The 18,799-nt window shown below is 72.9% G+C and carries 20 protein-coding genes and 2 pseudogenes; 11 read left to right on the top strand and 11 right to left on the bottom strand.

Features of this window, described 5'->3' with window-relative positions:
- Positions 1-354: pseudogene (locus OJ962_RS28280) on the top strand (hypothetical protein); the annotation flags it as partial.
- A 38-nt stretch (positions 355-392) separates the two neighbouring features.
- On the opposite strand, the gene OJ962_RS28275 reads toward OJ962_RS28280, so the two are convergent.
- Positions 393-2,501 carry an MMPL family transporter gene (locus OJ962_RS28275; RefSeq protein WP_202957516.1) on the bottom strand — a complete coding sequence of 703 codons (2,109 nt, stop codon included), beginning with the start codon at positions 2,499-2,501 and terminating at the stop codon, positions 393-395.
- Between the two features lie 155 nt (positions 2,502-2,656).
- On the opposite strand from OJ962_RS28275, the gene OJ962_RS28270 reads away from it, so the two are divergent.
- The gene (locus OJ962_RS28270; RefSeq protein ID WP_202957672.1) at positions 2,657-3,133 is read left to right on the top strand and encodes a GNAT family N-acetyltransferase; all 477 of its coding nucleotides are present in this window, start codon (positions 2,657-2,659) and stop codon (positions 3,131-3,133) included.
- Here OJ962_RS28270 and OJ962_RS28265 read toward each other — a convergent pair.
- Positions 3,120-4,040, bottom strand: coding sequence for a DUF2332 domain-containing protein (locus OJ962_RS28265; RefSeq protein ID WP_202957515.1), 921 nt, complete (start codon positions 4,038-4,040; stop codon positions 3,120-3,122). The two genes, OJ962_RS28270 and OJ962_RS28265, sit on opposite strands and share 14 nt — an antisense overlap.
- 20 nt (positions 4,041-4,060) lie before the next feature.
- Between OJ962_RS28265 and OJ962_RS28260 the strand changes: the two are divergent.
- A pseudogene (locus OJ962_RS28260) lies at positions 4,061-5,764 on the top strand (aminodeoxychorismate synthase component I); the annotation flags it as partial.
- Positions 5,765-5,810: 46 nt separating this feature from the next.
- Here OJ962_RS28260 and OJ962_RS28255 read toward each other — a convergent pair.
- Positions 5,811-6,311, bottom strand: a complete 501-nt coding sequence (locus tag OJ962_RS28255; RefSeq protein WP_238932285.1) for a methyltransferase family protein — start codon at positions 6,309-6,311, stop codon at positions 5,811-5,813.
- A gap of 2 nt (positions 6,312-6,313) precedes the next feature.
- Positions 6,314-6,664 carry a nuclear transport factor 2 family protein gene (locus OJ962_RS28250; RefSeq protein WP_202957513.1) on the bottom strand — a complete coding sequence of 117 codons (351 nt, stop codon included), beginning with the start codon at positions 6,662-6,664 and terminating at the stop codon, positions 6,314-6,316.
- Between the two features lie 50 nt (positions 6,665-6,714).
- Between OJ962_RS28250 and OJ962_RS28245 the strand changes: the two genes are divergently transcribed.
- On the top strand, positions 6,715-7,461 hold the full coding sequence (locus OJ962_RS28245) for a helix-turn-helix domain-containing protein (RefSeq protein ID WP_202957512.1): 747 nt from the start codon (positions 6,715-6,717) through the stop codon (positions 7,459-7,461).
- Here the strand turns inward: OJ962_RS28245 and OJ962_RS28240 are convergent.
- Positions 7,436-8,716: an NAD(P)/FAD-dependent oxidoreductase gene (locus OJ962_RS28240; protein WP_202957511.1), complete on the bottom strand. Its 1,281-nt coding sequence runs from the start codon at positions 8,714-8,716 to the stop codon at positions 7,436-7,438. The two genes, OJ962_RS28245 and OJ962_RS28240, sit on opposite strands and share 26 nt — an antisense overlap.
- An 18-nt stretch (positions 8,717-8,734) precedes the next feature.
- Between OJ962_RS28240 and OJ962_RS28235 the strand changes: the two genes are divergently transcribed.
- Positions 8,735-9,250 (top strand): DoxX family protein, encoded by a 516-nt coding sequence (locus OJ962_RS28235; RefSeq protein ID WP_202957510.1) that lies wholly within the window; start codon positions 8,735-8,737, stop codon positions 9,248-9,250.
- On the opposite strand, the gene OJ962_RS28230 is transcribed toward OJ962_RS28235, so the two are convergent.
- The 4 genes from OJ962_RS28230 to OJ962_RS28215 are packed head-to-tail and all read right to left on the bottom strand — an operon-like array spanning position 9,247 to position 12,816.
- The gene (locus OJ962_RS28230; RefSeq protein ID WP_202957509.1) at positions 9,247-10,293 is read right to left on the bottom strand and encodes a substrate-binding domain-containing protein; all 1,047 of its coding nucleotides are present in this window, start codon (positions 10,291-10,293) and stop codon (positions 9,247-9,249) included. The genes OJ962_RS28235 and OJ962_RS28230 overlap by 4 nt on opposite strands.
- Positions 10,290-11,777 carry a sensor histidine kinase gene (locus tag OJ962_RS28225; RefSeq protein WP_202957508.1) on the bottom strand — a complete coding sequence of 496 codons (1,488 nt, stop codon included), beginning with the start codon at positions 11,775-11,777 and terminating at the stop codon, positions 10,290-10,292. Before OJ962_RS28225 ends, OJ962_RS28230 begins: the two co-directional genes overlap by 4 nt.
- A complete protein-coding gene (locus OJ962_RS28220; RefSeq protein ID WP_202957507.1) occupies positions 11,774-12,484 on the bottom strand; it encodes a DUF4097 family beta strand repeat-containing protein in 711 nt (236 codons plus the stop codon). The genes OJ962_RS28225 and OJ962_RS28220 overlap by 4 nt, the downstream gene beginning before the upstream one ends.
- 53 nt (positions 12,485-12,537) lie before the next feature.
- A complete protein-coding gene (locus tag OJ962_RS28215) occupies positions 12,538-12,816 on the bottom strand; it encodes a GNAT family N-acetyltransferase (protein ID WP_202957506.1) in 279 nt (92 codons plus the stop codon).
- A 163-nt stretch (positions 12,817-12,979) separates the two neighbouring features.
- On the opposite strand from OJ962_RS28215, the gene OJ962_RS28210 reads away from it, so the two are divergent.
- Entirely contained in the window at positions 12,980-13,705 is a 726-nt protein-coding gene (locus OJ962_RS28210) for an SDR family oxidoreductase (RefSeq protein ID WP_202957505.1), read from the top strand.
- A 234-nt stretch (positions 13,706-13,939) separates the two neighbouring features.
- Here the strand turns inward: OJ962_RS28210 and OJ962_RS28205 are convergent, their stop codons facing one another.
- Complete coding sequence (locus OJ962_RS28205) at positions 13,940-14,818, bottom strand: AraC family transcriptional regulator (RefSeq protein ID WP_202957504.1); 879 nt, start codon at positions 14,816-14,818, stop codon at positions 13,940-13,942.
- 64 nt (positions 14,819-14,882) lie between these two features.
- On the opposite strand from OJ962_RS28205, the gene OJ962_RS28200 reads away from it, so the two are divergent.
- From OJ962_RS28200 to OJ962_RS28190, 3 genes are read left to right on the top strand one after another with little or no spacing between them, the layout of a single operon-like run.
- Complete coding sequence (locus tag OJ962_RS28200; protein ID WP_202957503.1) at positions 14,883-15,548, top strand: SDR family oxidoreductase; 666 nt, start codon at positions 14,883-14,885, stop codon at positions 15,546-15,548.
- 43 nt (positions 15,549-15,591) lie between these two features.
- Entirely contained in the window at positions 15,592-16,785 is a 1,194-nt protein-coding gene (locus OJ962_RS28195; protein WP_238932412.1) for an MFS transporter, read from the top strand.
- Complete coding sequence (locus tag OJ962_RS28190) at positions 16,782-17,414, top strand: MBL fold metallo-hydrolase (RefSeq protein WP_202957501.1); 633 nt, start codon at positions 16,782-16,784, stop codon at positions 17,412-17,414. The genes OJ962_RS28195 and OJ962_RS28190 overlap by 4 nt, the downstream gene beginning before the upstream one ends.
- On the opposite strand, the gene OJ962_RS28185 is transcribed toward OJ962_RS28190, so the two are convergent.
- Positions 17,411-17,878 carry a nucleoside deaminase gene (locus OJ962_RS28185; protein ID WP_202957500.1) on the bottom strand — a complete coding sequence of 156 codons (468 nt, stop codon included), beginning with the start codon at positions 17,876-17,878 and terminating at the stop codon, positions 17,411-17,413. The genes OJ962_RS28190 and OJ962_RS28185 overlap by 4 nt on opposite strands.
- Before the next feature lie 98 nt (positions 17,879-17,976).
- Between OJ962_RS28185 and OJ962_RS28180 the strand changes: the two genes are divergently transcribed.
- A complete protein-coding gene (locus OJ962_RS28180) occupies positions 17,977-18,387 on the top strand; it encodes a hypothetical protein (protein WP_202957499.1) in 411 nt (136 codons plus the stop codon).
- A 10-nt stretch (positions 18,388-18,397) separates the two neighbouring features.
- A complete protein-coding gene (locus tag OJ962_RS28175) occupies positions 18,398-18,775 on the top strand; it encodes a hypothetical protein (RefSeq protein WP_202957498.1) in 378 nt (125 codons plus the stop codon).
- The last annotated feature ends 24 nt before the right edge of the window (positions 18,776-18,799 follow it).

Raw genomic sequence — 18,799 nt, 5'->3', positions numbered from 1 at the left:
TGCCCCCGGCCCCCGGCCCGCCGGCGGCCCGCCGCCGACGACCGCCCCGCGGCCGCCGACACGGAGCGCGCCGCCATTCCCGCGGCTGCCGGCGATGAGGCCGCGCGCCTTGCCGCCGCCGCCCGCGCCGAGCGTGACTCGCTCGCGGCCGCGGCGCGGGAGGAGGCACGGCACCTGCTCGCGGAGGCCGAGCGCGACGCCGCCGCGCGGCGGGAGGCCCTGCTCGCGGCCGCGGAGCGGGAGGCGGACGACTACGCGGCGGAGCTGCGCGCGAAGGTCGACAAGGAGGTCGAGCGGCGCCGGCGGGAGATCGAGCGGCTGGTCGAGGCCGCGCGCAAGGAGCGCTACGGCTGACGCGAGAACGGCCCGCCGGAGCGGGCCGTTCGTGTGAGCTAGGCGGTCGCGGGGACCAACGTGCGCGGCGGCGTCGCGCCCGGGCCCTCGTGGTCGAGCTCGGGCAGCCAGCGCAGCCAGCGCGGCAGGTACCAGTTCCAGTCGCCGAGCAGCTTCATGGTCGCCGGCAGCAGCACGCCGCGGATGACCGTCGCGTCGACGAAGACCGCGAACGCGAGGCCGATGCCCATCTGCTGCATCTCGACGCCGCTCTGGGTCGCGAACTCGGCGAACACGCCGACCATGATCAGCGCGGCGCTCGTGATCGTGCCCGCGGTGGTCTTGATGCCGTGGGCGACGGCGTCGCTGGACGACATGCCGCCCTTCCAGGCCTCGCGGACCCGGCTGAGGATGAACACGTGGTAGTCCATCGAGAGGCCGAACAGGATCACGAACAGGAACAGCGGCAGCCAGGAAGTGATCGCCGTGTCCCCGAACACGAGCGTCAGCAGCCCGTACGACGCGCCCACCGACAGCAGGTTCAGCAGGATCGCCTTGAGCGGGATGACGATCGAGCGGAACGTGGTCAGCATGAGCAGGAAGGCGAGCCCGAGCACGAACGCGAACACGAGCGGCGTCTTGCTCTTCATCACCGCGTTGAAGTCCGTCGTGCCCGCGGCCACGCCCGTCACGTCGGCCGTGGCGTCGACCCCGCCGAACGCGGCCGGGATCGTGTCCTCGCGCAGGCGCTCGAGGGACGCCAGCGCCGCGTCGTCGACGCCGCTGCCGCGCAGGGCGACGTCGGCCTTGGCCACGGTGCCGCCCGGGTTGACCTCGACGTTGGACGGGTTGAGCGCCGCGATCGCCTCCTGCACCGCGGGCGCCTTGACGTCCTTGGCCTTGACGACGACGGTGGCGAAGTCGGCCTCGGCCGGGAACGCCTTCTGGACCTTCAGGTACGTCTGGACGGCGGGCTGGGACTTGTCGAGCGACTCGACGCCGGGCAGCTTGGTCTCCATGCCGAGCGCGGGGATCGACAGGGCGACGAGCGCGCCGCCGGCAATGACGGTCGCGAGCACCGGACGGCGCATGACGCGGTCGGTCAGCCAGCCCCATACGCGGGACTCGCGGGCCTGCGACTGGCGGCGGCCGATGAACGGGATGCGGCCCTTCTCGAGCTTTTCGCCCAGGCTCGCGAGCACGGCGGGGAGCACCGTCAGCGAGCCGATCACGGCGACGGCGATCACGAGGATCGTGGCGATGCCCATCGAGACGAAGAGCGTGTTGCCGGTGAGCAGCATGCCGGCCATCGCGGCCATCACGGTCAGGCCGGAGATGAGCACGGCGCGCCCCGACGTGGCGGCGGCGATGTCGATCGCCTCCAGCTTGCCGGCGCCCTTCGCGCGTTCTTCACGCTCGCGCCGGATGTAGAACAGCGAGTAGTCGACGCCGACCGCCAGACCGATCAGGATGATCGCCGGCATCGCGATGTCGCTCAGCGGAAGCAGCTGGCTGAACAGCGCGACGACGCCGGTCGTGCCGAGCACGGCCGTGGCGGCGAGGATCACCGGCACGGACGCGGCCACGAGCGCGCCGAACGTGAACGCGAGGATCAGCAACGTCACGCCGAACGACATCAGCATCGAGCCGTTCTCCTCCGCCTTCGCGGCGTCCTCGAGCTGCTTGCTCATGCTCGCGTCGCCGAACTGCTCAACGGTGAGATCCGGGTGACGCTGCGCGACCTGCGCGGTGGCGTCCAGCAGCGGGCCGACGCGCTCGGTGGCGGTCTCGGGATCACCCGTGAGGTCGAACTGGACGAGCACGGAGCGACCGTCGGCGGAGACGGTGTCCGTCGTGAGATGGGCGACGCTCTTCTGCTGCGCGAGCGTGTGGGCGACATCGTCGACGGCGGCCTCGAGGCCCTTGCCGCCTTGCACGAGCACCATCTCGCCCGTCTTCTTCGGGAACCCGGCGTCGGCGAGGATCGTCTCGGCGCGACGGGTCTCGCCGTCGTAGGTGTTCGCTTCGCTGGGCGTCTTCTGGCCGAGCGCGCCGCCGATCACGAACGCGATCACGATGAACGCCAGCCAGCCGAAGATGGCCGTCTTGCGGTGTCGGGCACTCCAGTGCCCGGCCCGGGCGGCGAAGCCCTTGGGCTTGGGAGTCATGGGTGGGAAGTCCTCTCCAGGGTGTCTTGGGGTGGACTCCAGAATCCCGCTCCGGAGGGTTCGAATTCGCCCGGCCAGCAGGCGTCACGAGGTCCCGCAAGGCCCCGGCCCGAGTACGGTTGACCGCCGTGAACCCTCCTGCGGACACCCCCACGTTGCACGGCGAGCGCGTGATCCTGCGGCCGCTGCGCGCCGAGGACGTCGAGACCCTGAACGCGATCCTGGCCACGCCCGAGGTGCGCGAGTGGTGGACCGAGGACCCCGAGGTCGACGACCAGGACGCGTTCACGATCTGGGTCGACGGGGAGATCGCGGGCTGGGTCGGCTGGTACGAGGAGGAGGACCCGGACTACCGCCACGGCGGCCTGGACATCTTCCTCTCGCCCGCCTTCCACGGCCGCAAGCTCGGGCGTGAGGCGCTGCTCGTCGCCGCTCGCTGGCTGATCTCCGAGCGCGGGCACCACCGGCTGATCATCGACCCGGCCGCCGCGAACGAGCGCGCCATCCGGACCTACGCGTCGCTCGGCTTCAAGCCCGTGGGCGTGATGCGCGCCTACGAGCGCGGCGCCGACGGCACGTGGCACGACGGGCTGCTGATGGACCTGCTGGCCGAGGAGCTCAGCCCCAGCTGAGGTAGCCGCCGTGCCCGTCCGCGTAGGCGACGCGCTCGCCGTCGCGGGTGAGCGCCATCACGTCGACGCGGTCGTGCTCGAAGCCGAGCACGTCCGGGCCCTCGCACGCGAGCCACGTGGCGTTCAGGCGGCGCACGCGCTCGCGGAACCCGGCCCGTCCGGGCGGCGGCACGTAGAACAGCACCGCGGTGTGGAAGACCACGAGCGTGGCGTCGTCCGGGGCCTCCATCGCCAGCTCGTCGAGGTCCCCGGTCGTGAGGTCGCCGCGGACGATTCGCGGCGGGTCCCGTCTCGCCACCTTTACGGCGGCGCGCAACGTGTCGACGCGGTGCTCCTGCCCGGGCCAGACGAGCAGCTCCAGCCAGCGGATGCGCTCCTCGTCGAAGACGTCGATCGGGTCGAGGTCCAGGCCGGCGCGCCACGCCACCTGCGGGAGTGCGTCGGGCAACGGCGGGTCACCCTCGGTCCGGCAGCGCAGGACGGGCGTCCCCTCGCCGACGGTGTGGCGCCCCGCGTCGTAGTCGAAGCCGTAGCGGTCGGGAAGCAGGCACAGCCCGGCGCTGGCGCCGACTTCGAGCAGCGCGAGCGGCTGGGGCAGGGCGGCCAGCAGCGGCAGCATCAGCGCGCAGCGCGCGGCCTCGTTGGTCTGCGTGCGCCGCTCGAGCATCACCGCCTCGACCTCGTCCCGCCGGTCGTTGAGGACCGTCTGGAACTCCGGCCACCCGGAAGGCGTGCCCGCCACCAGCCGGTAGGCCGCGAACACGAGGTTCGGCTGGCGCTTGGCCGGCGGCAGGCCTTCCAGCCATCCCAGCAGCTCCGCGTCCTCCGCGAACCCGGCCCCGAGCTCGGCGTACAGCGGCGAGCTGTGCGCGAACTCGCGGTACGTCTCGGCCAGCCGGTCGGTCATGCCTCGTACCGTTTCCCCTGGTGCGGGTTCGCCTAGACCTCTCTCTGCCGCCCGAGCGCGTGCTGCTGGCTCTGCGCGAGGAGCCGTGGCCCTTCGCGCTCGTGGGGCGCTGGGCGGGCGGGGGCGCGATCGTCGGCTGTGGGCCGCGGACGCTCCTCGCACCCGGCGAGGACCCGTTCACGCGGCTGGAGGACCTGCCCGCGCCGAGCGCCGACGCGGTCGTCGGCGGTGGTTGGTTCGGCTGGCTCGGCTACGGCCTCGGCGCGCTCGTCGAGCGCATCCCGCCGCGCCCGCCGCGGCCCGTCCCGCTCCCGGACGCGCACCTCGCGTTCTACGACCACGTGCTGCGCATGGACGACGAGGACGTGTGGTGGTTCGAGTCGCTCACGGGCGACACCGCGCCGCTCGACCACCTCCTTGAGTCGCTGGCCGCGGCGCCCGATCCCTCTCCGCCTCCGAGTGCGAAGTTCTCCTTGCGGGGCGGCGCGGGCCACGTGGCGGCGGTCGCGGACTGCGTCGAGCGAATCGCCGCCGGCGAGATCTTCCAGGCCAACCTGTGCCTGCGGCTCGAAGCCGACTGGAACGGAGACGTCGCCGAGCTGTTCGCGGCCGCGGCGCCGCGGCTGCGCCCCGCGTACGGCGCGTGTTTCGTCACACCGTGGGGCGGCATCGCGAGCCTCTCGCCCGAGCTGTTCCTGCGCCGCGCCGGCCGACACGTCACGACCGGCCCGATCAAGGGCACCGCGGCGCATCCCGAGGCGCTGCGCGACTCCGCCAAGGACCGCGCCGAGCACGTGATGATCGTCGACCTGATGCGCAACGACCTCGGCCGGGTCGCCGAGTACGGCAGCGTGCACGCCCCGCCGGAGCCGTCGCTGCAGCCGCACGCCGGCGTGTGGCACCTGGTGAGCGACGTCACCGCGACGCTCGCCCCCGAGCACGGCGACGCCGCCCTGCTGCGCGCGACGTTCCCACCCGGCTCGGTCACCGGCGCGCCCAAGGTGCAGGCGCTGCACGTCATCTCCGAGCTGGAGTCGACCGGGCGCGAGGTCTACACGGGCGCGATCGGCTACGCGAGCCCGAACGCCGGCCTCGAGCTCAACGTCGCCATCCGCACCTTCGAGGTCCGCGCGGGCCGGCTGTGGCTCGGGGCCGGCGGCGGGATCGTGGCCGACTCCGACCCGCACGCCGAGCTCGAGGAGTGTCTGGTCAAGGCGCGCCCGCTGATCTCCGCGATCGGCGGCTCCTTGAGCGCAGTCAAGGGGTCTGACCCTTCATCTTTCGCCGCGCCGCTGGTGAAGGGGCGGCCGGACCCGGCGCTCGGCGTGTTCGAGACGCTGCGCGGGCGCGAGAACCTGGAGGCGCACCTCGACCGGCTGCGGCGCTCGGTGCGCGAGCTCTACGGGGAGGAGCTGCCGGAGATCGAGGTGCCGGACTTCGACGGCGCGGTGCGGATCGACTACGTCCCCGGGCGACCCGTGACGCTCACGACGCGGGAGTACACACCGCGGCCGCTGCCGATCGTGCTCACGCCGCTCACCCTGCCCGGCGGCCTGGGCGCGCACAAGTGGCGCGACCGGCTGCCGCTCGGCGACGCGCTGCTGCTCGACGCCGACGGGACGCTGCTCGAGGCGGCCTGGGCGACCGTGCTGGTCGAGCGCGAAGGCGTGCTCTACACGCCGCGCGAGGACGGTCGCATCCTGCCGGGCACGTCACGGCCCGACGCGATCCAGCAGGACCTGCGGCTGGAGCCGGGCGACCGCCTGTTCGTCAGCTCGTCGCTGGCGGGACTCGTGCCGGCCGTGCTCGCGGGAACCAGCCCGGCACCGCACGCCGGTAGGCCTCGTACTCGGCCCCGAACTGGCGGGTCAGCGCCGGCTCCTCGTACCAGCGCACGAAGCTGAAGAACACGACCATCAGCGCCAGCGCGTACTCCAACAGCGCCAGCGAGCCGAACATCGCCGCCTGGCCGAGCACGCAGGACACGACCGCGATGTACATCGGGTTGCGCACCCAGCGGTAGAGCCCGCCGATCACGAGCTGCTGCGTCGGCGCGACCGGCGCCGGCGTCCCGATGCCCTCGATGACGAAGCGCACGAACGCGTGGATCAGCACCGCCGCCGCCAGCGCCGTGACCACCGCGCCCGGCACAGGCCAGCCGGAGCCCGACCAGCCCGTGATCGCCCACGGGATCACCCCCGCGACGACGCCCGGCGCCAACGCGAAGAACAGCGAGCTGCCGAGCGCCGCCGCGGTGCGATCCCGGGGCATGGCTACACCGTCTCGAGGAAGCCGGTGACCGAGCGCAGGCGCCCATCCTCCGCGACCGTCGCGAAGTCCGTCCCGCGCGCCACCGGCCCGTTGCCGGCCGTCAGCGTCCAGGCGAAGCGCACGACGTCGTTGTGCGCGTCCGGCCCGAACGAGAGCTCGAACCGGTGTCCGGGGAACTGGGCTTGCGCGGCCCCGATCATCGCGGCGATCTGGTCCGGCCCGGAGCCCTGCATCAGCGGGTCGAGGTAGGTGCCGTCCTCGGTCCAGGCCCCGCCGACCAGCGCGCGGCGCCGCTCCGCGTCGCCCTCGTTCCAGGCGGCGATGTACGTGTCCACAACGGAGGTGATCGTCATGCCCGGTACGATCCCGCGCCGACGTAACTGCTTCAATTACCTCTGAGGTAATGTCCGTCGGACCGCTGATCAAGACGTGGCGCACGCGCCGGCGCCTGAGCCAGCTCGACCTGGCGCTCGAGGCGGGCGTCTCCGCGCGGCACCTCTCGTTCGTGGAGACGGGCCGCAGCCGGCCGAGCGAGCAGATGCTCCTGCACCTCGCCGAGCATCTCGAGGTGCCGCTGCGCGAGCGCAACCGGATGCTGCTCGCCGCGGGCTACGCGCCGGTCTACGCGCAACGCCCGCTCGACGCGCCCGAGCTCGCGCCGATCCGCGGCGCGCTCGACCAGCTGCTCACCGCACACGAGCCGTTTCCCGCGGTCGTGGTCGACCGCCACAGCAACCTCGTGGCCGCCAACGCGGCCTCCCGACTGCTCACCGAGGGCGTCGCGCCCCACCTGCTCGAGCCACCGGTCAACGTGCTCAAGTGCGCGCTGCACCCCGAGGGCATGGCGCCGCGGATCGAGAACCTCGCTGAGTGGCGCGCTCACCTGCTGGGCGACCTCGCCGGCCAGCGCGACCAGACCGGCGATGAGGCGCTCGCCGAGCTCTACGACGAGCTCGCGGGCTACCCGGGGCCGGAGGCCGACAGCGGCGCGCACCCCGTCTTCGTCCCGCTCAAGATCGACGGCCTGACGTTCCTCTCCACGCGCACGACGTTCGGCACCGCGGTCGACGTCACCGTGTCCGAGCTGGCGATCGAGGCGTTCTTCCCCGCGGACGAGGCGACGTTCAGGGCATGTTCGACTCGCCGGTGATGAGCCGGGTGCCGCGGCCGTGGGTGATGAAGCTGAAGCCCCAGCGGATGAACACCAGCAGCCGGTTCTGGAACCCGACGAGGTACCAGAGGTGGATGCCGAGCCACAGCGCCCAGGCGAAGAAGCCGCTCACACGGATGCCCGGCGGCAGCTCCGCGATCGCCCGCGCGCGGCCGAGCGTCGCCAGGTTGCCCTTGTCCTTGTACTTGAACGGCCCGGACGTCCCGCCGCGCAGCTTGGACTTGATCGAGCGCGCGACGTAGCGGCCCATCTGCATCGCCACCGGCGCGACGCCCGGCAGCGGGTCGCCGCCGGCGACCTGGACCATGTCGCCGATCGCGAGCACGTCGGGATGGCCCGGGACGGTGAGGTCGGGCTCGACCAGCAGCCGGCCGACCTTGTCCTGCTCGGCGCCCGCGGCCTCGGCCAGCGTCGTCGCGACGCTCGCGGCGAGCACGCCCGCGGCCCAGATGACCGTGCCGGCGCGCACCTTCTCCTCGCCCTGGTCGGTCTTCATGGTCACACCCTCGGCGTCGATGTCGGTGACCATGTGGTTGGTCAGCGACGTCACGCCGAGCGAGCCGAGCGACTTCTCCGCCTTGGCCGAGAGGCGCTTCGGGAACGCGGCCAGCACGCGGTCGCCGGCTTCGACCAGCAGCACCTTCGCCTGCCAGGTGTCAACCACGCGGAACTCGTCGCGGGTGTCGCGGGCGATCTCGGCGATCTGCCCCGCCATCTCGGCGCCGGTGGGCCCCGCGCCGACGATCACGAAGGTCAGGAGCCGCTCGCGCTCGACGGGATCGGACGCCACTTCGGCCTGCTCGAACGCGTGCAGGATCTGCGCGCGGATGTGCAGCGCGCCCTCGAGCGTCTTGAGCTCGGCGGCGTGCTCCTGCCATTCCGGGTGCCCGAAGTAGTTGTACTTGGAGCCGCCGCCGACCACGAGCGTGTCGTAGTCGAGCGTCTCCGCGCCCGCGGCGGTCCGCAACTTGACGGTCTTCGCGGTCAGATCGAAGCCCTCGGCCTCGGCGAGCATCACCGACACGTTCCCCTGCCTGCGGAAGATCGCGCGCAGCGGGTACGCGACCTCGCCGGTGGCCAGTGCGCCCGTCGCGACCTGGTAGGCCAGCGGCTGGAACAGGTGGAAGTTGCGGCGGTCGACGATCGTCACGTCGACGTCGGCGTCCTTGAGATGCAGAGCGGCCTGCAGGCCTCCGAAGCCCCCGCCCACGATGACGACACGATGCTTTGGCATTTCCTCCAGACTATTGGTATGAGATTTGGCATCGCGATCCTCCGCGCCGTCATCGGCGGCCTCTTCATCGGTCATGGGCTCCAGAAGCTCAAGGGCTGGTTCGGTGGCTACGGCATCGAGGGGACGGGCGGCTGGATGGAGTCCCAGGGGCTCTTCCCCGGCACGCACCACGCCACGGCGGCGGGCGTGGCCGAGACGGCGGGCGGCGCCGCGCTGGTCGCCGGCCTCGCGACCCCCGCGGCCGCCGCGGCGCTCACCGGCTCCATGACCGTCGCCACGCTCAAGGTCCACGGCCCGAACGGCGTATGGGGCCAGAACAACGGCTATGAGCTGCCGCTGGTCATGACCGTGGCGCTGTTCGCGGTCACCGCCTCGGGCCCTGGCTCGTTCGCGCTCGACCGACGCGAATGGGGCACGGCCTGGGCGCTCGCTGCCCTCGGCGCCGGCATCGCCGGTGGCCTCGGGGCGATCAAGTACTCGGACTCCAACGCGCCGGCCGAGACCCCCGAGGCCGCGCCCGCGGAGGCCGCCTAGCGGATCGAACGCTCGCTCAGCTCCAGGGCCCGCGCGGCGTCGCCGCGCGTGACGAAGTTCGGCCCGGTGGCGACCACGTCACCCTGCGACGGGAAGATCCCATAGCGGGCGCGCAGAGCGAGCATCTCGATCGGCAGATAGCCCTGCAGGTAGGGCTGCTGGTCCACGGCGAAGCCGATCCGGCCCGCCTGGACCGCTTTGAGCACGTCCGGGCCGAGGTCGAAGGTGCCGATCTTCACGTCCTGCCCGGCGAGCGCGTCCGCCGCCGCGAGCCCGCCGAGCGAGTTCGTGGCGAGCACCCCGTCGGCGCGGTCCGCGCGCACGGCGGCGGCGATCCGCGCCGGTGTCCCCGGGGCGTCGTCCATGATCGCGAGCACGCGTGCGCTCCCGCCCGCCTGCTCCAGCGCCTCGATCATGCCCGCGCAGCGCTGGTCCAGGCCGGTGTTGCCGACCTGCTGGTTGACGCAGAGCGCGCGCTCGACGCCCGCGCGTGCCAGCCGCCGACCCGCCTCCCGTCCCGCCCGGAGCTCCTCCTGGCCGACGTGGGCGAGCACGCCGAACGAGCGGAACTCCCCGCTGCCGGAGTTGATCGAGACGACCGGGATGCCAGCGTCGACGGCCCGCTCGATCGCGGGCCTGAGCCCGGCCTCCGGGATCGAGACGACGAGCCCGTCGGGCCGCGTCGCGACCGCCTCGTCGATCAGCTGCACCATGCGGTCCAGCGAGTACTCGTCGGGCGACTGGTAGTCCACGAGCACGTCCAGGCGGCGCGCGGCGGCGTCGACCCCGTTGCGGATGATCGCCCAGAACTTCGAGGACGCCGGGCCGTGCGTGACGACCGCGATCCGCACCGCACCGTCGGGCGCCGGCGCGCCCGCGACGGGCGTGGAGCTCGGCTCGCCGGAGACGGTCACGTCCGGCTCGCGCACGACCGTTGGCTCGCCGCAGCCCGCCAGCAGCAGCACGACCATGCACGCCAGCAGCCACCGCCAGCGCGGGGCGGCGCCACGGTCCGGCGTTCGGGTGCGGGCGGGCGGCTTCATACGGGCAGCCTCGCCATCAGTCTCGTCCCTTCGCCGACCGGGCTGTCGATCTCGAGCGTCCCGCCGACGGTCGCGACACGGTCGTCGAGTCCACGCAGGCCCGCGCCCACGGACGGGTCCACGCCGCCGACGCCGTCGTCGGCCACGCGCACCACGAGCGCCTCCGGCTCGAGCTTGACGGCCACCCACGCCCGCGAAGCCTCGGCGTAGCGGGCCACGTTGGTCAGCGCCTCGGCGACCAGGAAGTACGCGGCGGCCTCGATCGGCGCGGGCAGGCGCTCGTCCGGCAGCTCGACCTCGACGTCGACGGGCACGGTCGCGCGGTCCGCGAGCGACTGGATCGCCGGCGCGAGCCCGCGGTCGGTGAGGATCGCTGGGTGGATGCCGCGCGCGAGCTCGCGTAGCTCGGCGAGCGCGCTCGCGAGCCGCTCGGACAGCTCGTCGATCGCGGGGTCCTTCAGCCGCGCCTTGAGGATCCGCAGGTCCAGCGCGAGCGCGACCAGCTGCTGCTGCGCGCCGTCGTGCAGGTTGCGCTCGATCCGGCGCCGCGCGGCGTCGCCCGCCTCCATGATCCGCGCGCGTGAGAGCCGCAGCTCCTCCAGCCGGGCCTGGAGGTCCGCGCGCAGGCGCTCGTTGTCCAGCGCGAGCGCGCTCGAAGCGGCCGCCGCTTCCACCAGCTCCTGCGACGTGTCCAGCGAGGCGTCGTGAACGATCGCCGCGAGCCGACGGCCGTCGCGCTCGACGACCGTCCACGCGCGGCCGGAGCCGGGCGCGGGCAGCTCGACGTCGCGGCCCTGCTCGTCCACGAACTTCTCGCGGTCCGGCAGCCAGTAGGCGACGGACACCGAGCGGTCGCCGAGCGACTCCGCCAGCAGCTCACGCGCGGGGCCCGACCCGGTGATGCGCGGCACGAGCACGGCCTGGGTGATGACGCAGAGCACGCGGTAGAGCGTCTCCAGCGTCGCGATGGTGAGCGCCGCGGCGGGGAACGTGAGCATCAGCAGCACCAGGCCGAGCAGCGGTGTCAGCGCCCACGGGCCGACGAAGTCCACCTCCCCGGAGCCCGACAGACCCTCAGCGCCGAGCTCCACGAGGAGCGCGAACATGAACACGGGGACCAGCGCGACCGCCATCAGCGCGAGGGCCAGCACGGGCCGGATCGTCAGGAACGCGGCCATCCGCCACAGGCTGCGCTCGTTGAGCAGCGCGAGCACCCCGCCGCGCGCACGTCCGGGATAGCGCGGCACCTTCGCGTCCAGCCAGCGGTTCGCGGCGCGCCGGTCCAGCCGCGCCAGCGCGCGGCACGCGCCGGCCCCGGCGACCACCAGCGGCAACCCGATCCCGACCACGCTCAGCGCGGCGCCGATCACCAGCAGCGCGACCGCCGGCCACGCGAGCAGCGTCACCGGCAGGCTGACGATCAGGTATGCGACGGCGTGGCCCGCACGGACGATCCGGTCGTCCAGATCGAGGGCGGCGATCACGACCGGCCCTCGACGGACACGTCGCCGGTCCCGCTCAGCACCTGCACGCTGTACGGGGCGTCCGGGCGCGCGATGATGCCGCGCACCACCGCGTCGCCCGAGCTGGTCTCCGCGTCGAGGTCGTAGCGGCCGGCCGGCATCACGGCGCGCACGTCGCCGGAAGCGGTGCGCAGGATCATGCGCGGCGGCGCGCACGCGGCCTGGACGGTCACCGTGCCGGAGCTCGCTCGCGCGTCCAGCGCGTTCCCGCAGTAGCCGGAGATGTCGATCGCGCCCTCGCCGGTCGTGACCGTGGCCGAACCGCGGTACCCGCGCAGCCAGACGTCCCCGGAGCTCGTGCGGATCTCGAGCGGGACGTTGTCGGGGACGAGGATCCGATAGGAGACGCTGCACGGCCCCAGCACCGCCGTCGGGCAGCGTGACCGCAACCCGAAGGTGCCGGCCCGCGGCAGCTTCTCCACCCGCGGGCGGTGCCCGAAGGCGTAGCGCTCGTCGCGCCGGACCTCGACGCTGTCGCGCCGGCCGCCGCCGACGACCACGATGTCGCTGTCGGCGACGTCGAACGTCAGCCCTTCCAGCGTTCCCTCGACCACGAACGTGGGCCGCACCTGCTCGGTGGATGCCACCGAGGCGATCGCGAGCACAAGGATGCCGCCCACCACGAGGAGGGCCGAGATTGCCACGACACGGCCCCACGGCGACAGCATGAAGGGGCGAGCTTATATCCGGCGCTGGCATGAACGCCAGCGCCGGAGGTCACTCAGGCGAAGCGCACGCGCGCGTGCGACCGGCGACGCTCGCCGCGGCGCAGCTGGCGCCCGCGGGCGCCGAGCATCAGGACGGCGTCGGCGCTCGGGCGCAGCGGGTCGGCGACGGCGTGCCCGTCGTCGAGCGACAGCGCGGCCCACAGCTCGTCGCCCACCTCGGCGATCAGGACGTCGCCGCCGGGAGCGTGGCTGGAGTCCAGCGCGGCCAGCCGCTCGATCGCGGCCGCGTCCGTCGTGCGGGCCGGGCGGATCCGCAGCGTGGAATGGGTCACGGGGATCTCCTTGCGTCGAGTCAGGCGACCAATGCGTGCTCGCATCGAGTCTTGGTTTCGCGGTCGCTGGTTGAACATGACTCCATCTTCGTGCTGAGACGCACCCCTTACATCAGGCGGATGGTGCGCGATCCGTACGCCGACCCCTTACGATCCGGCGGTCATGATCGCCGTCGTCACCGGAGCCGGTTCCGGCATAGGGAGAGCGGCCGCGCAGGCCCTTAGCGCGGACGGCTGGACGGTCGTCGCGGCCGGCCGGCGGGAGGCGCCGCTGCTCGAGACGCTCGGTGACGCGAACGGGCTCGCGGTGCCGACCGACGTCACGGACCCCGACTCCGTCGCGTCGCTGTTCACCAAGGTCCAGCAGGCCTACGGCCGGATCGACCTGCTGTTCAACAACGCGGGCGCCGGGCTCACCAAGCCCGTGGCCGAGATCACCTACGACGAGTGGCAGGCCGTCGTGGACGTCAATCTCACCGGCACCTTCCTGTGCGCGCAGGCTGCGTTCCGGGTGATGGCCGCGCAGGACCCGCGCGGCGGGCGCATCATCAACAACGGCTCGCTCTCGGCTTACGTCCCGCGCCCGCAGGCGATCGCCTACAACGCGACCAAGCACGCGGTCACGGGGATCACCAAGTCGCTTTCGCTGGAGGGCCGTGAGTTCGACATCGCGTGCGGCCAGATCGACATCGGCAACGCGGCCACGGACATGACCGCGCGGATGAGCGGCGGCGTGCTGCAGGCCGACGGCTCGCTCGCGCCAGAGCCCACGATGGACGTGGCGCACGTCGGACGCGCGGTCGCGCAGATGGCGGCGCTCCCGCTCGACGCCAACGTCCAGTACATGACCGTGATGGCGACCAAGATGCCCTACGTCGGCCGCGGCTGAGCGGGTTCAGCGGCGGGCGATCCGGGGGGAATCGCCCGCCGCGACAGGACTCTGCGGCATCGGCCTTGGCGCGACATTGGCAGGATCTTGGAGCGCTGTAGGCTGCGCCGATCGTCGTCAGGCTCGAGGCCGTGCTCGGGCTGACGAACGCGTTCCGGGCCGAGGCCGGCCTCTCGACCGGCGACACGGTGCAGGTGAGCCTGGAGCGCGACGAAACGCCGCGCGAGCGACGCGCTACGTAGACACTCGCGCGGCTGCGCGAAAGCGGCCGGGCGGGACCCCGCGGGCGCGGCGGAACGCGCGGCTGAAGGCGTACACCGACGTGTAGCCGACGGCCGCCGCGACCTGCTCGAGCGGCTCGTCGCCCTCGCGCAGGCGCTGCGCGGCGAGGCTCATCCGCCAGCGCGTGAGGTAGGTGGCGGGCGCCTCGCCCAGGACGGCGGCGAAGCGCCGCGTGAGCGTCGCGCGCGAGACCGCGGTCTCCCGCGCGAGCGTGGCGGTCGTCCACTCGCGCGCGGGGTCCGCGTGCAGCTTGGCGACGGCCGCGCCCACCACCGGGTCGCGCAGCGCGCCGAGCCACGTCGGCTGCTCGGGCAGCCACGCCCGCAGCAGCTGGACGAGCAGGATGTCCACGAGGCTGTCGAGGATCACGGCCGTGGCGAGCCGCGGGTGCGCGAGCTCGCGGCCGAGCAGCCGGATCGTGTCCTCGAGCTCGTCCGCGCCGCGCAGCACGACCACGTCCGGCAGCGACTGGAACGGCGGCGTGTCGTACTCGTAGTGGGCGCACAGGATGCGGGCGCGGACCTCGCCCGTGCCGATCCGGCCGATGCCCTCCGAGATCGCCTCGTACGTGCTCGACGCGCGGATGACCGGGTCGCTGCCGAGCGTGTGCTCGCTGCCGTGCGGGAGCAGGATCACGTCGCCGGCCGCGAGCTCGAACGGCTCACCGCCGCCGACGGTGAACCACACGCTGCCGTGCGTCACGGCATGGAGCGCGGCGCCGTCGACGCGGCTCGCGTGCCACGCCCAGTCGGTGCCGGCGTCGATGCGGGCGCCGAGCACGCCGCGCACGCCGGTCACGGCCAGGATGTCGGCGAGAACGTCCTGAGTCATCTGGATATCGATTCGCTTCCGACAGTCATTGATTGGCTCACGCTGCAGCTTAGCCTCTGAAGCCATGAACTTGAACGGCACCACGGCGCTCGTCACGGGCGCCAACCGCGGCCTCGGCCGCCACTTCGCCCAGCAGTTGCTCGAACGCGGCGCGGCCAAGGTCTACGCCGCCGCGCGTGACCCGCGGACGATCGACCTTCCCGGCGTCGTCCCGATCGCGCTCGACATCACCGATCCCGAGTCGGTCGCGCGCGCCGCGGCCGCCGCGCCCGACGTCGACGTGCTCATCAACAACGCCGGCGTCTCGCTGCACCAGAACCTCGTGACGGGGGACCTGGACAAGATCCGCCGCGAGCTGGAGACGAACTTCTTCGGCACGCTGAACGTGATCCGCGCCTTCACGCCGCTGCGCGCGATCCTGAACATGAACTCCCGGCTCTCGTGGATCTCGTACGCGGGCGCGGGCGGCTACGCGGCGTCGAAGGCGGCGCAGTGGAGCCTCACCAACACCGTGCGCCTGGAGCTGCCGGACACGCTCGTCACGGGCGTCTACCTGAGCGCGACCGACACCGACATGATGGCCGGCTGGGACATCCCGAAGAACGACCCGGCGGACGTCGTCCGGCAGGCGGTCGACGGGCTCGAAGCCGACGCGCTGGAAGTGATCGCCGACGAGGACACGGCGCAGGCCAAGGCCGACCTCAGCGCCGAGCCCGCCCTGGCCACCTAGCCTCGGGTGGGTGCGGCTCGTCGAGGCGATCCTGCCGGCCCGCATGGGCGCGGCGTTCCGGTGGCTGGTCGGCTCCTCGTGGCTGAGCAATCTGGGTGACGGGATCGCGCTGGCCGCCGGGCCGCTGCTGATCGCCTCCGAGACGCAGGAGCCGCTGCTGGTGGCGCTCGCCGCGCTGCTGCAGCGGCTGCCGTGGCTGCTGCTCGTCCTGTACGCGGGCGTGCTCGCGGACCGGCTCGACCGGCGACGGATGGTCGTGATCGCGAACGGGCTGCGAGTGGGCGTGCTGGCGGCGCTGGCGGGCGCGCTGGCGGCGGACGCGGTGAACGTCGCGGTCGTGCTGGTCGCGATGCTGGCGCTCGGCGTCGCGGAGGTGTTCGCCGACATCGCCGGGCACACGCTGCTGCCGATGGTGATCGAGAAGGCGGACCTGGGGATCGGCAACGCGCGGTTGATGGCCGGGTTCCTGACGGGCAACCAGCTCGTCGGTCCCGCGCTCGGCGCCGCGCTGTTCGCGGCCGGCCGCGCATGGCCGTTCATGGTCCAGGCCGTCCTGATGGCGCTCGCGGTGCTGCTCGTCACGCGCATGCGCGTGCCGCCGCTCGCCCGGCCGGACGCGCCCGCGCACGTGTGGCGCGACGTGCGCGAAGGGTTCGCGTGGCTGTGGGGCAACGCGCCGGTGCGGACGCTCGCGCTCACGATCGTCACCTTCAACGTGACGTTCGGCGCCGCGTGGTCGGTGCTCGTCCTGTACGCGGATCGACGGCTCGGGCTGGGCGCCGTCGGGTTCGGGCTGCTCTCGACGCTCGTCGCCGTCGGCGGGATCTTCGGCACGCTCGCCTACGACCGGCTCGAGCGGCGCTTCCGACTGGCGACGCTGATGCGCGTCGGGCTCGCGATCGAGACGTGCACCCACCTCGGGCTCGCCCTGACCACCAGCGCCGCGGTTGCGATGGCGATCATGGTCGTGTTCGGCGCGCACATCTTCGTCTGGGGGACGCTGTCGATGGCCGTGCGCATGCGCGCGACGCCGGCCGAGCTGCAGGGCCGCGTCGGCAGCGTCTACTCGCTCGGCGTGCACGGCGGCATCCTGGTCGGGCAGGCGATCGGCGGGGTGCTCGCGAGCGTCGCGGGGCTCACCGCGCCGTTCTGGTTCGGCTTCGCCGGCTCGGCGCTCATCCTCGCGCTGATCTGGCGCGCCCTCGCGGACGTCGCCCACGTAGAGTCCGCGCGATGAGCGTCGAGGTACGTGACGTGGCGGACGGCCTGTGGCTGTGGCGCCAGCCCCATCCGGCCTGGGAACCGGGCAACGATGACTGGAATTCCGAGGTGTCCTCGTTCGCGGTGCGCTCGGGCGGCGTCACGCTGCTGCTGGACCCACTCGCGCCGCACCCGCGCGAGCGCGCCGTGTGGGACCGGATCGAGCAGGTCGACCATGTCGTCGTGATCAAGCCCGACCACGTGCGGGACGTCGACCTGTTCGCGCGCTGGTACGGGGCAGAGGCGCACGGGCCGATGATGTACTGGCGCGACGACATCCCGAAGACCGAGCTCGCGCCGGTGCGCCCGGGGGACGAGCTTCCCGGCGGGTTGATCGCGCTCGACGACGGGCGCAACATGCTCGAGACGCCGCTGTATCTGCCCGAGCAGCAGGCGCTGATCTTCGCCGACGGCATGACCGCACCGCACGGCGAGCTGCTGGTGTGGAGCACGCCGTACCACGAGACGCGCGTGCTGCCGGCGCTGCGCGCGATGCTCGGGCTGCCGTTCGAGCACGTGCTCGTCTCCCACGGCGAGCCCGTGCACACGCGCGCGGACTTCGAGGCGGCGCTGGACCGCGCGCCCTGGGGCGAGGTCGAGGGCTAGAAGGCCTTGTAGAGCTTGCCGACCTCGGCGGCGAGCTCCGGCACCGGGCCGTCGACGAGGGCGCCGGGGAGCACGGTCGTGATCGGCAACGGCGCGACCGGCCCCGGTGGGCGGCCGAGCTCCTCCCGCCAGGCGACGAACATGTCCGTGGACGCGGCGATGACGATCCGCCCGAGGCCGACCCAGCCGTGCGCCGCGCTGCACATCGCGCAGTGCTCGCCGGACGTGTAGACGGTCGCGGCCGCGCGCTGCTCCAGGCTCAGGTTCGCGCCCGCCCAGCGTGCGATGGCGATCTCGGGGTGCTGGGTCCCGTCGCCGGAGACCACGTGGTTGTGGTCCTCGAAGAGCACCTCGCCCTCCGCGGAGACGAGGACCGAGCCGAACGGCTCGTCCCCCGCCTCGAGGGCCTGCGCCGCCAGGTCGACCGCGCGGCGCAGGTAGGTCAGGTCGGTGTCGGTGATCACACCGGCATTAAGTACCGGCTGTGCCGCTCACGCGCACGCCCGTCGAGGTGCCGCCCTGCCGCACGACACCGTCCGTGAACACGGCGACACTGCCTCTCATGAGCGTGGTCCTGCGATTGGAGGTCGAGTTCGCGCCGACGGAGCGCGACGGGCGGCGACGGCCCGCGCGCGACGGCTATCGCGCGTCGCTGTCGTTCGGACGGCGCCGCCGCGACGTCGAGCCGATCGTGCACGAGGCGGTGCTCGTGTTCGAGGAGGTGGCCGAGGTCGCGCCGGGCGGCTCGGCGATCGCCCGCGCGTGGATGTTCGACGAGCTACCGCGACGGGGGGTGGACGACGACGCCGTGGTCGCGCTGCTCGAGCGCGACCGGATCGTCGGCCGTGCGCGGGTGCTGTCCGTGCACGAGGACGACACCGCCCAGCCGCTGCGCGACTTCGAGGCCGCGAAGCGCAGGGTGTTCGGTGAACCACACCATGGAGCGGCAGACGGGGTCAACGGCGCCGCGTAGCGTGCCGGGCATGCTCAGGGTCTGCCTTCTCGCGTTCTGCATCCTCGGCCTCGGCGCAGGGTCCGCGAACGCCGCCACCGTCATGGCCTGCGGGTCCAAGTTCCGCCAGCACCCGTCCTCGTGCGCCGTCGGCAGCGGCGCGAGCGGCGCCAACTTCACCAGCCTGAAGTGGCGCGGCTGGGGCAAGCCGATCGCGACGGCGCGTGGGCGCCAGACCGCCAATCACCGCGACCGCGACGGCTCGCTCCCGCGCTACCGGACGACCGTGCAGGTGGGCGGGCTCGACTTCTGCGACGGCCGCTCCGTGTACACGCAGATCCGCTTCAAGACGTCGTGGCCGGACCAGCGCGCCCGCTACTCGGAGTGGCTGGCGCTCGACGGCTGCTGACCGTGGACGGTCTCGAGGTGTTGA

The organism is Solirubrobacter deserti (assembly GCF_027587175.1).
In the GTDB taxonomy this organism is placed as follows: domain Bacteria; phylum Actinomycetota; class Thermoleophilia; order Solirubrobacterales; family Solirubrobacteraceae; genus Solirubrobacter; species Solirubrobacter deserti.
Note: the sequence above shows the minus strand (reverse complement) of the source record. Positions and strands in the feature narration are given on the sequence as shown.

Coding starts and splice junctions, on each gene's coding strand:
- OJ962_RS28275 (WP_202957516.1), bottom strand. CDS start 2,501: ATGACTCCCAAGCCCAAGGGCTTCGCCGCCCGGGCCGGGCACTGGAGT.
- OJ962_RS28265 (WP_202957515.1), bottom strand. CDS start 4,040: ATGACCGACCGGCTGGCCGAGACGTACCGCGAGTTCGCGCACAGCTCG.
- OJ962_RS28255 (WP_238932285.1), bottom strand. CDS start 6,311: ATGCCCCGGGATCGCACCGCGGCGGCGCTCGGCAGCTCGCTGTTCTTC.
- OJ962_RS28250 (WP_202957513.1), bottom strand. CDS start 6,664: ATGACGATCACCTCCGTTGTGGACACGTACATCGCCGCCTGGAACGAG.
- OJ962_RS28245 (WP_202957512.1), top strand. CDS start 6,715: ATGTCCGTCGGACCGCTGATCAAGACGTGGCGCACGCGCCGGCGCCTG.
- OJ962_RS28240 (WP_202957511.1), bottom strand. CDS start 8,716: ATGCCAAAGCATCGTGTCGTCATCGTGGGCGGGGGCTTCGGAGGCCTG.
- OJ962_RS28235 (WP_202957510.1), top strand. CDS start 8,735: ATGAGATTTGGCATCGCGATCCTCCGCGCCGTCATCGGCGGCCTCTTC.
- OJ962_RS28230 (WP_202957509.1), bottom strand. CDS start 10,293: ATGAAGCCGCCCGCCCGCACCCGAACGCCGGACCGTGGCGCCGCCCCG.
- OJ962_RS28220 (WP_202957507.1), bottom strand. CDS start 12,484: ATGCTGTCGCCGTGGGGCCGTGTCGTGGCAATCTCGGCCCTCCTCGTG.
- OJ962_RS28210 (WP_202957505.1), top strand. CDS start 12,980: ATGATCGCCGTCGTCACCGGAGCCGGTTCCGGCATAGGGAGAGCGGCC.
- OJ962_RS28205 (WP_202957504.1), bottom strand. CDS start 14,818: ATGACTCAGGACGTTCTCGCCGACATCCTGGCCGTGACCGGCGTGCGC.
- OJ962_RS28200 (WP_202957503.1), top strand. CDS start 14,883: ATGAACTTGAACGGCACCACGGCGCTCGTCACGGGCGCCAACCGCGGC.
- OJ962_RS28195 (WP_238932412.1), top strand. CDS start 15,592: ATGGGCGCGGCGTTCCGGTGGCTGGTCGGCTCCTCGTGGCTGAGCAAT.
- OJ962_RS28190 (WP_202957501.1), top strand. CDS start 16,782: ATGAGCGTCGAGGTACGTGACGTGGCGGACGGCCTGTGGCTGTGGCGC.
- OJ962_RS28180 (WP_202957499.1), top strand. CDS start 17,977: ATGAGCGTGGTCCTGCGATTGGAGGTCGAGTTCGCGCCGACGGAGCGC.
- OJ962_RS28175 (WP_202957498.1), top strand. CDS start 18,398: ATGCTCAGGGTCTGCCTTCTCGCGTTCTGCATCCTCGGCCTCGGCGCA.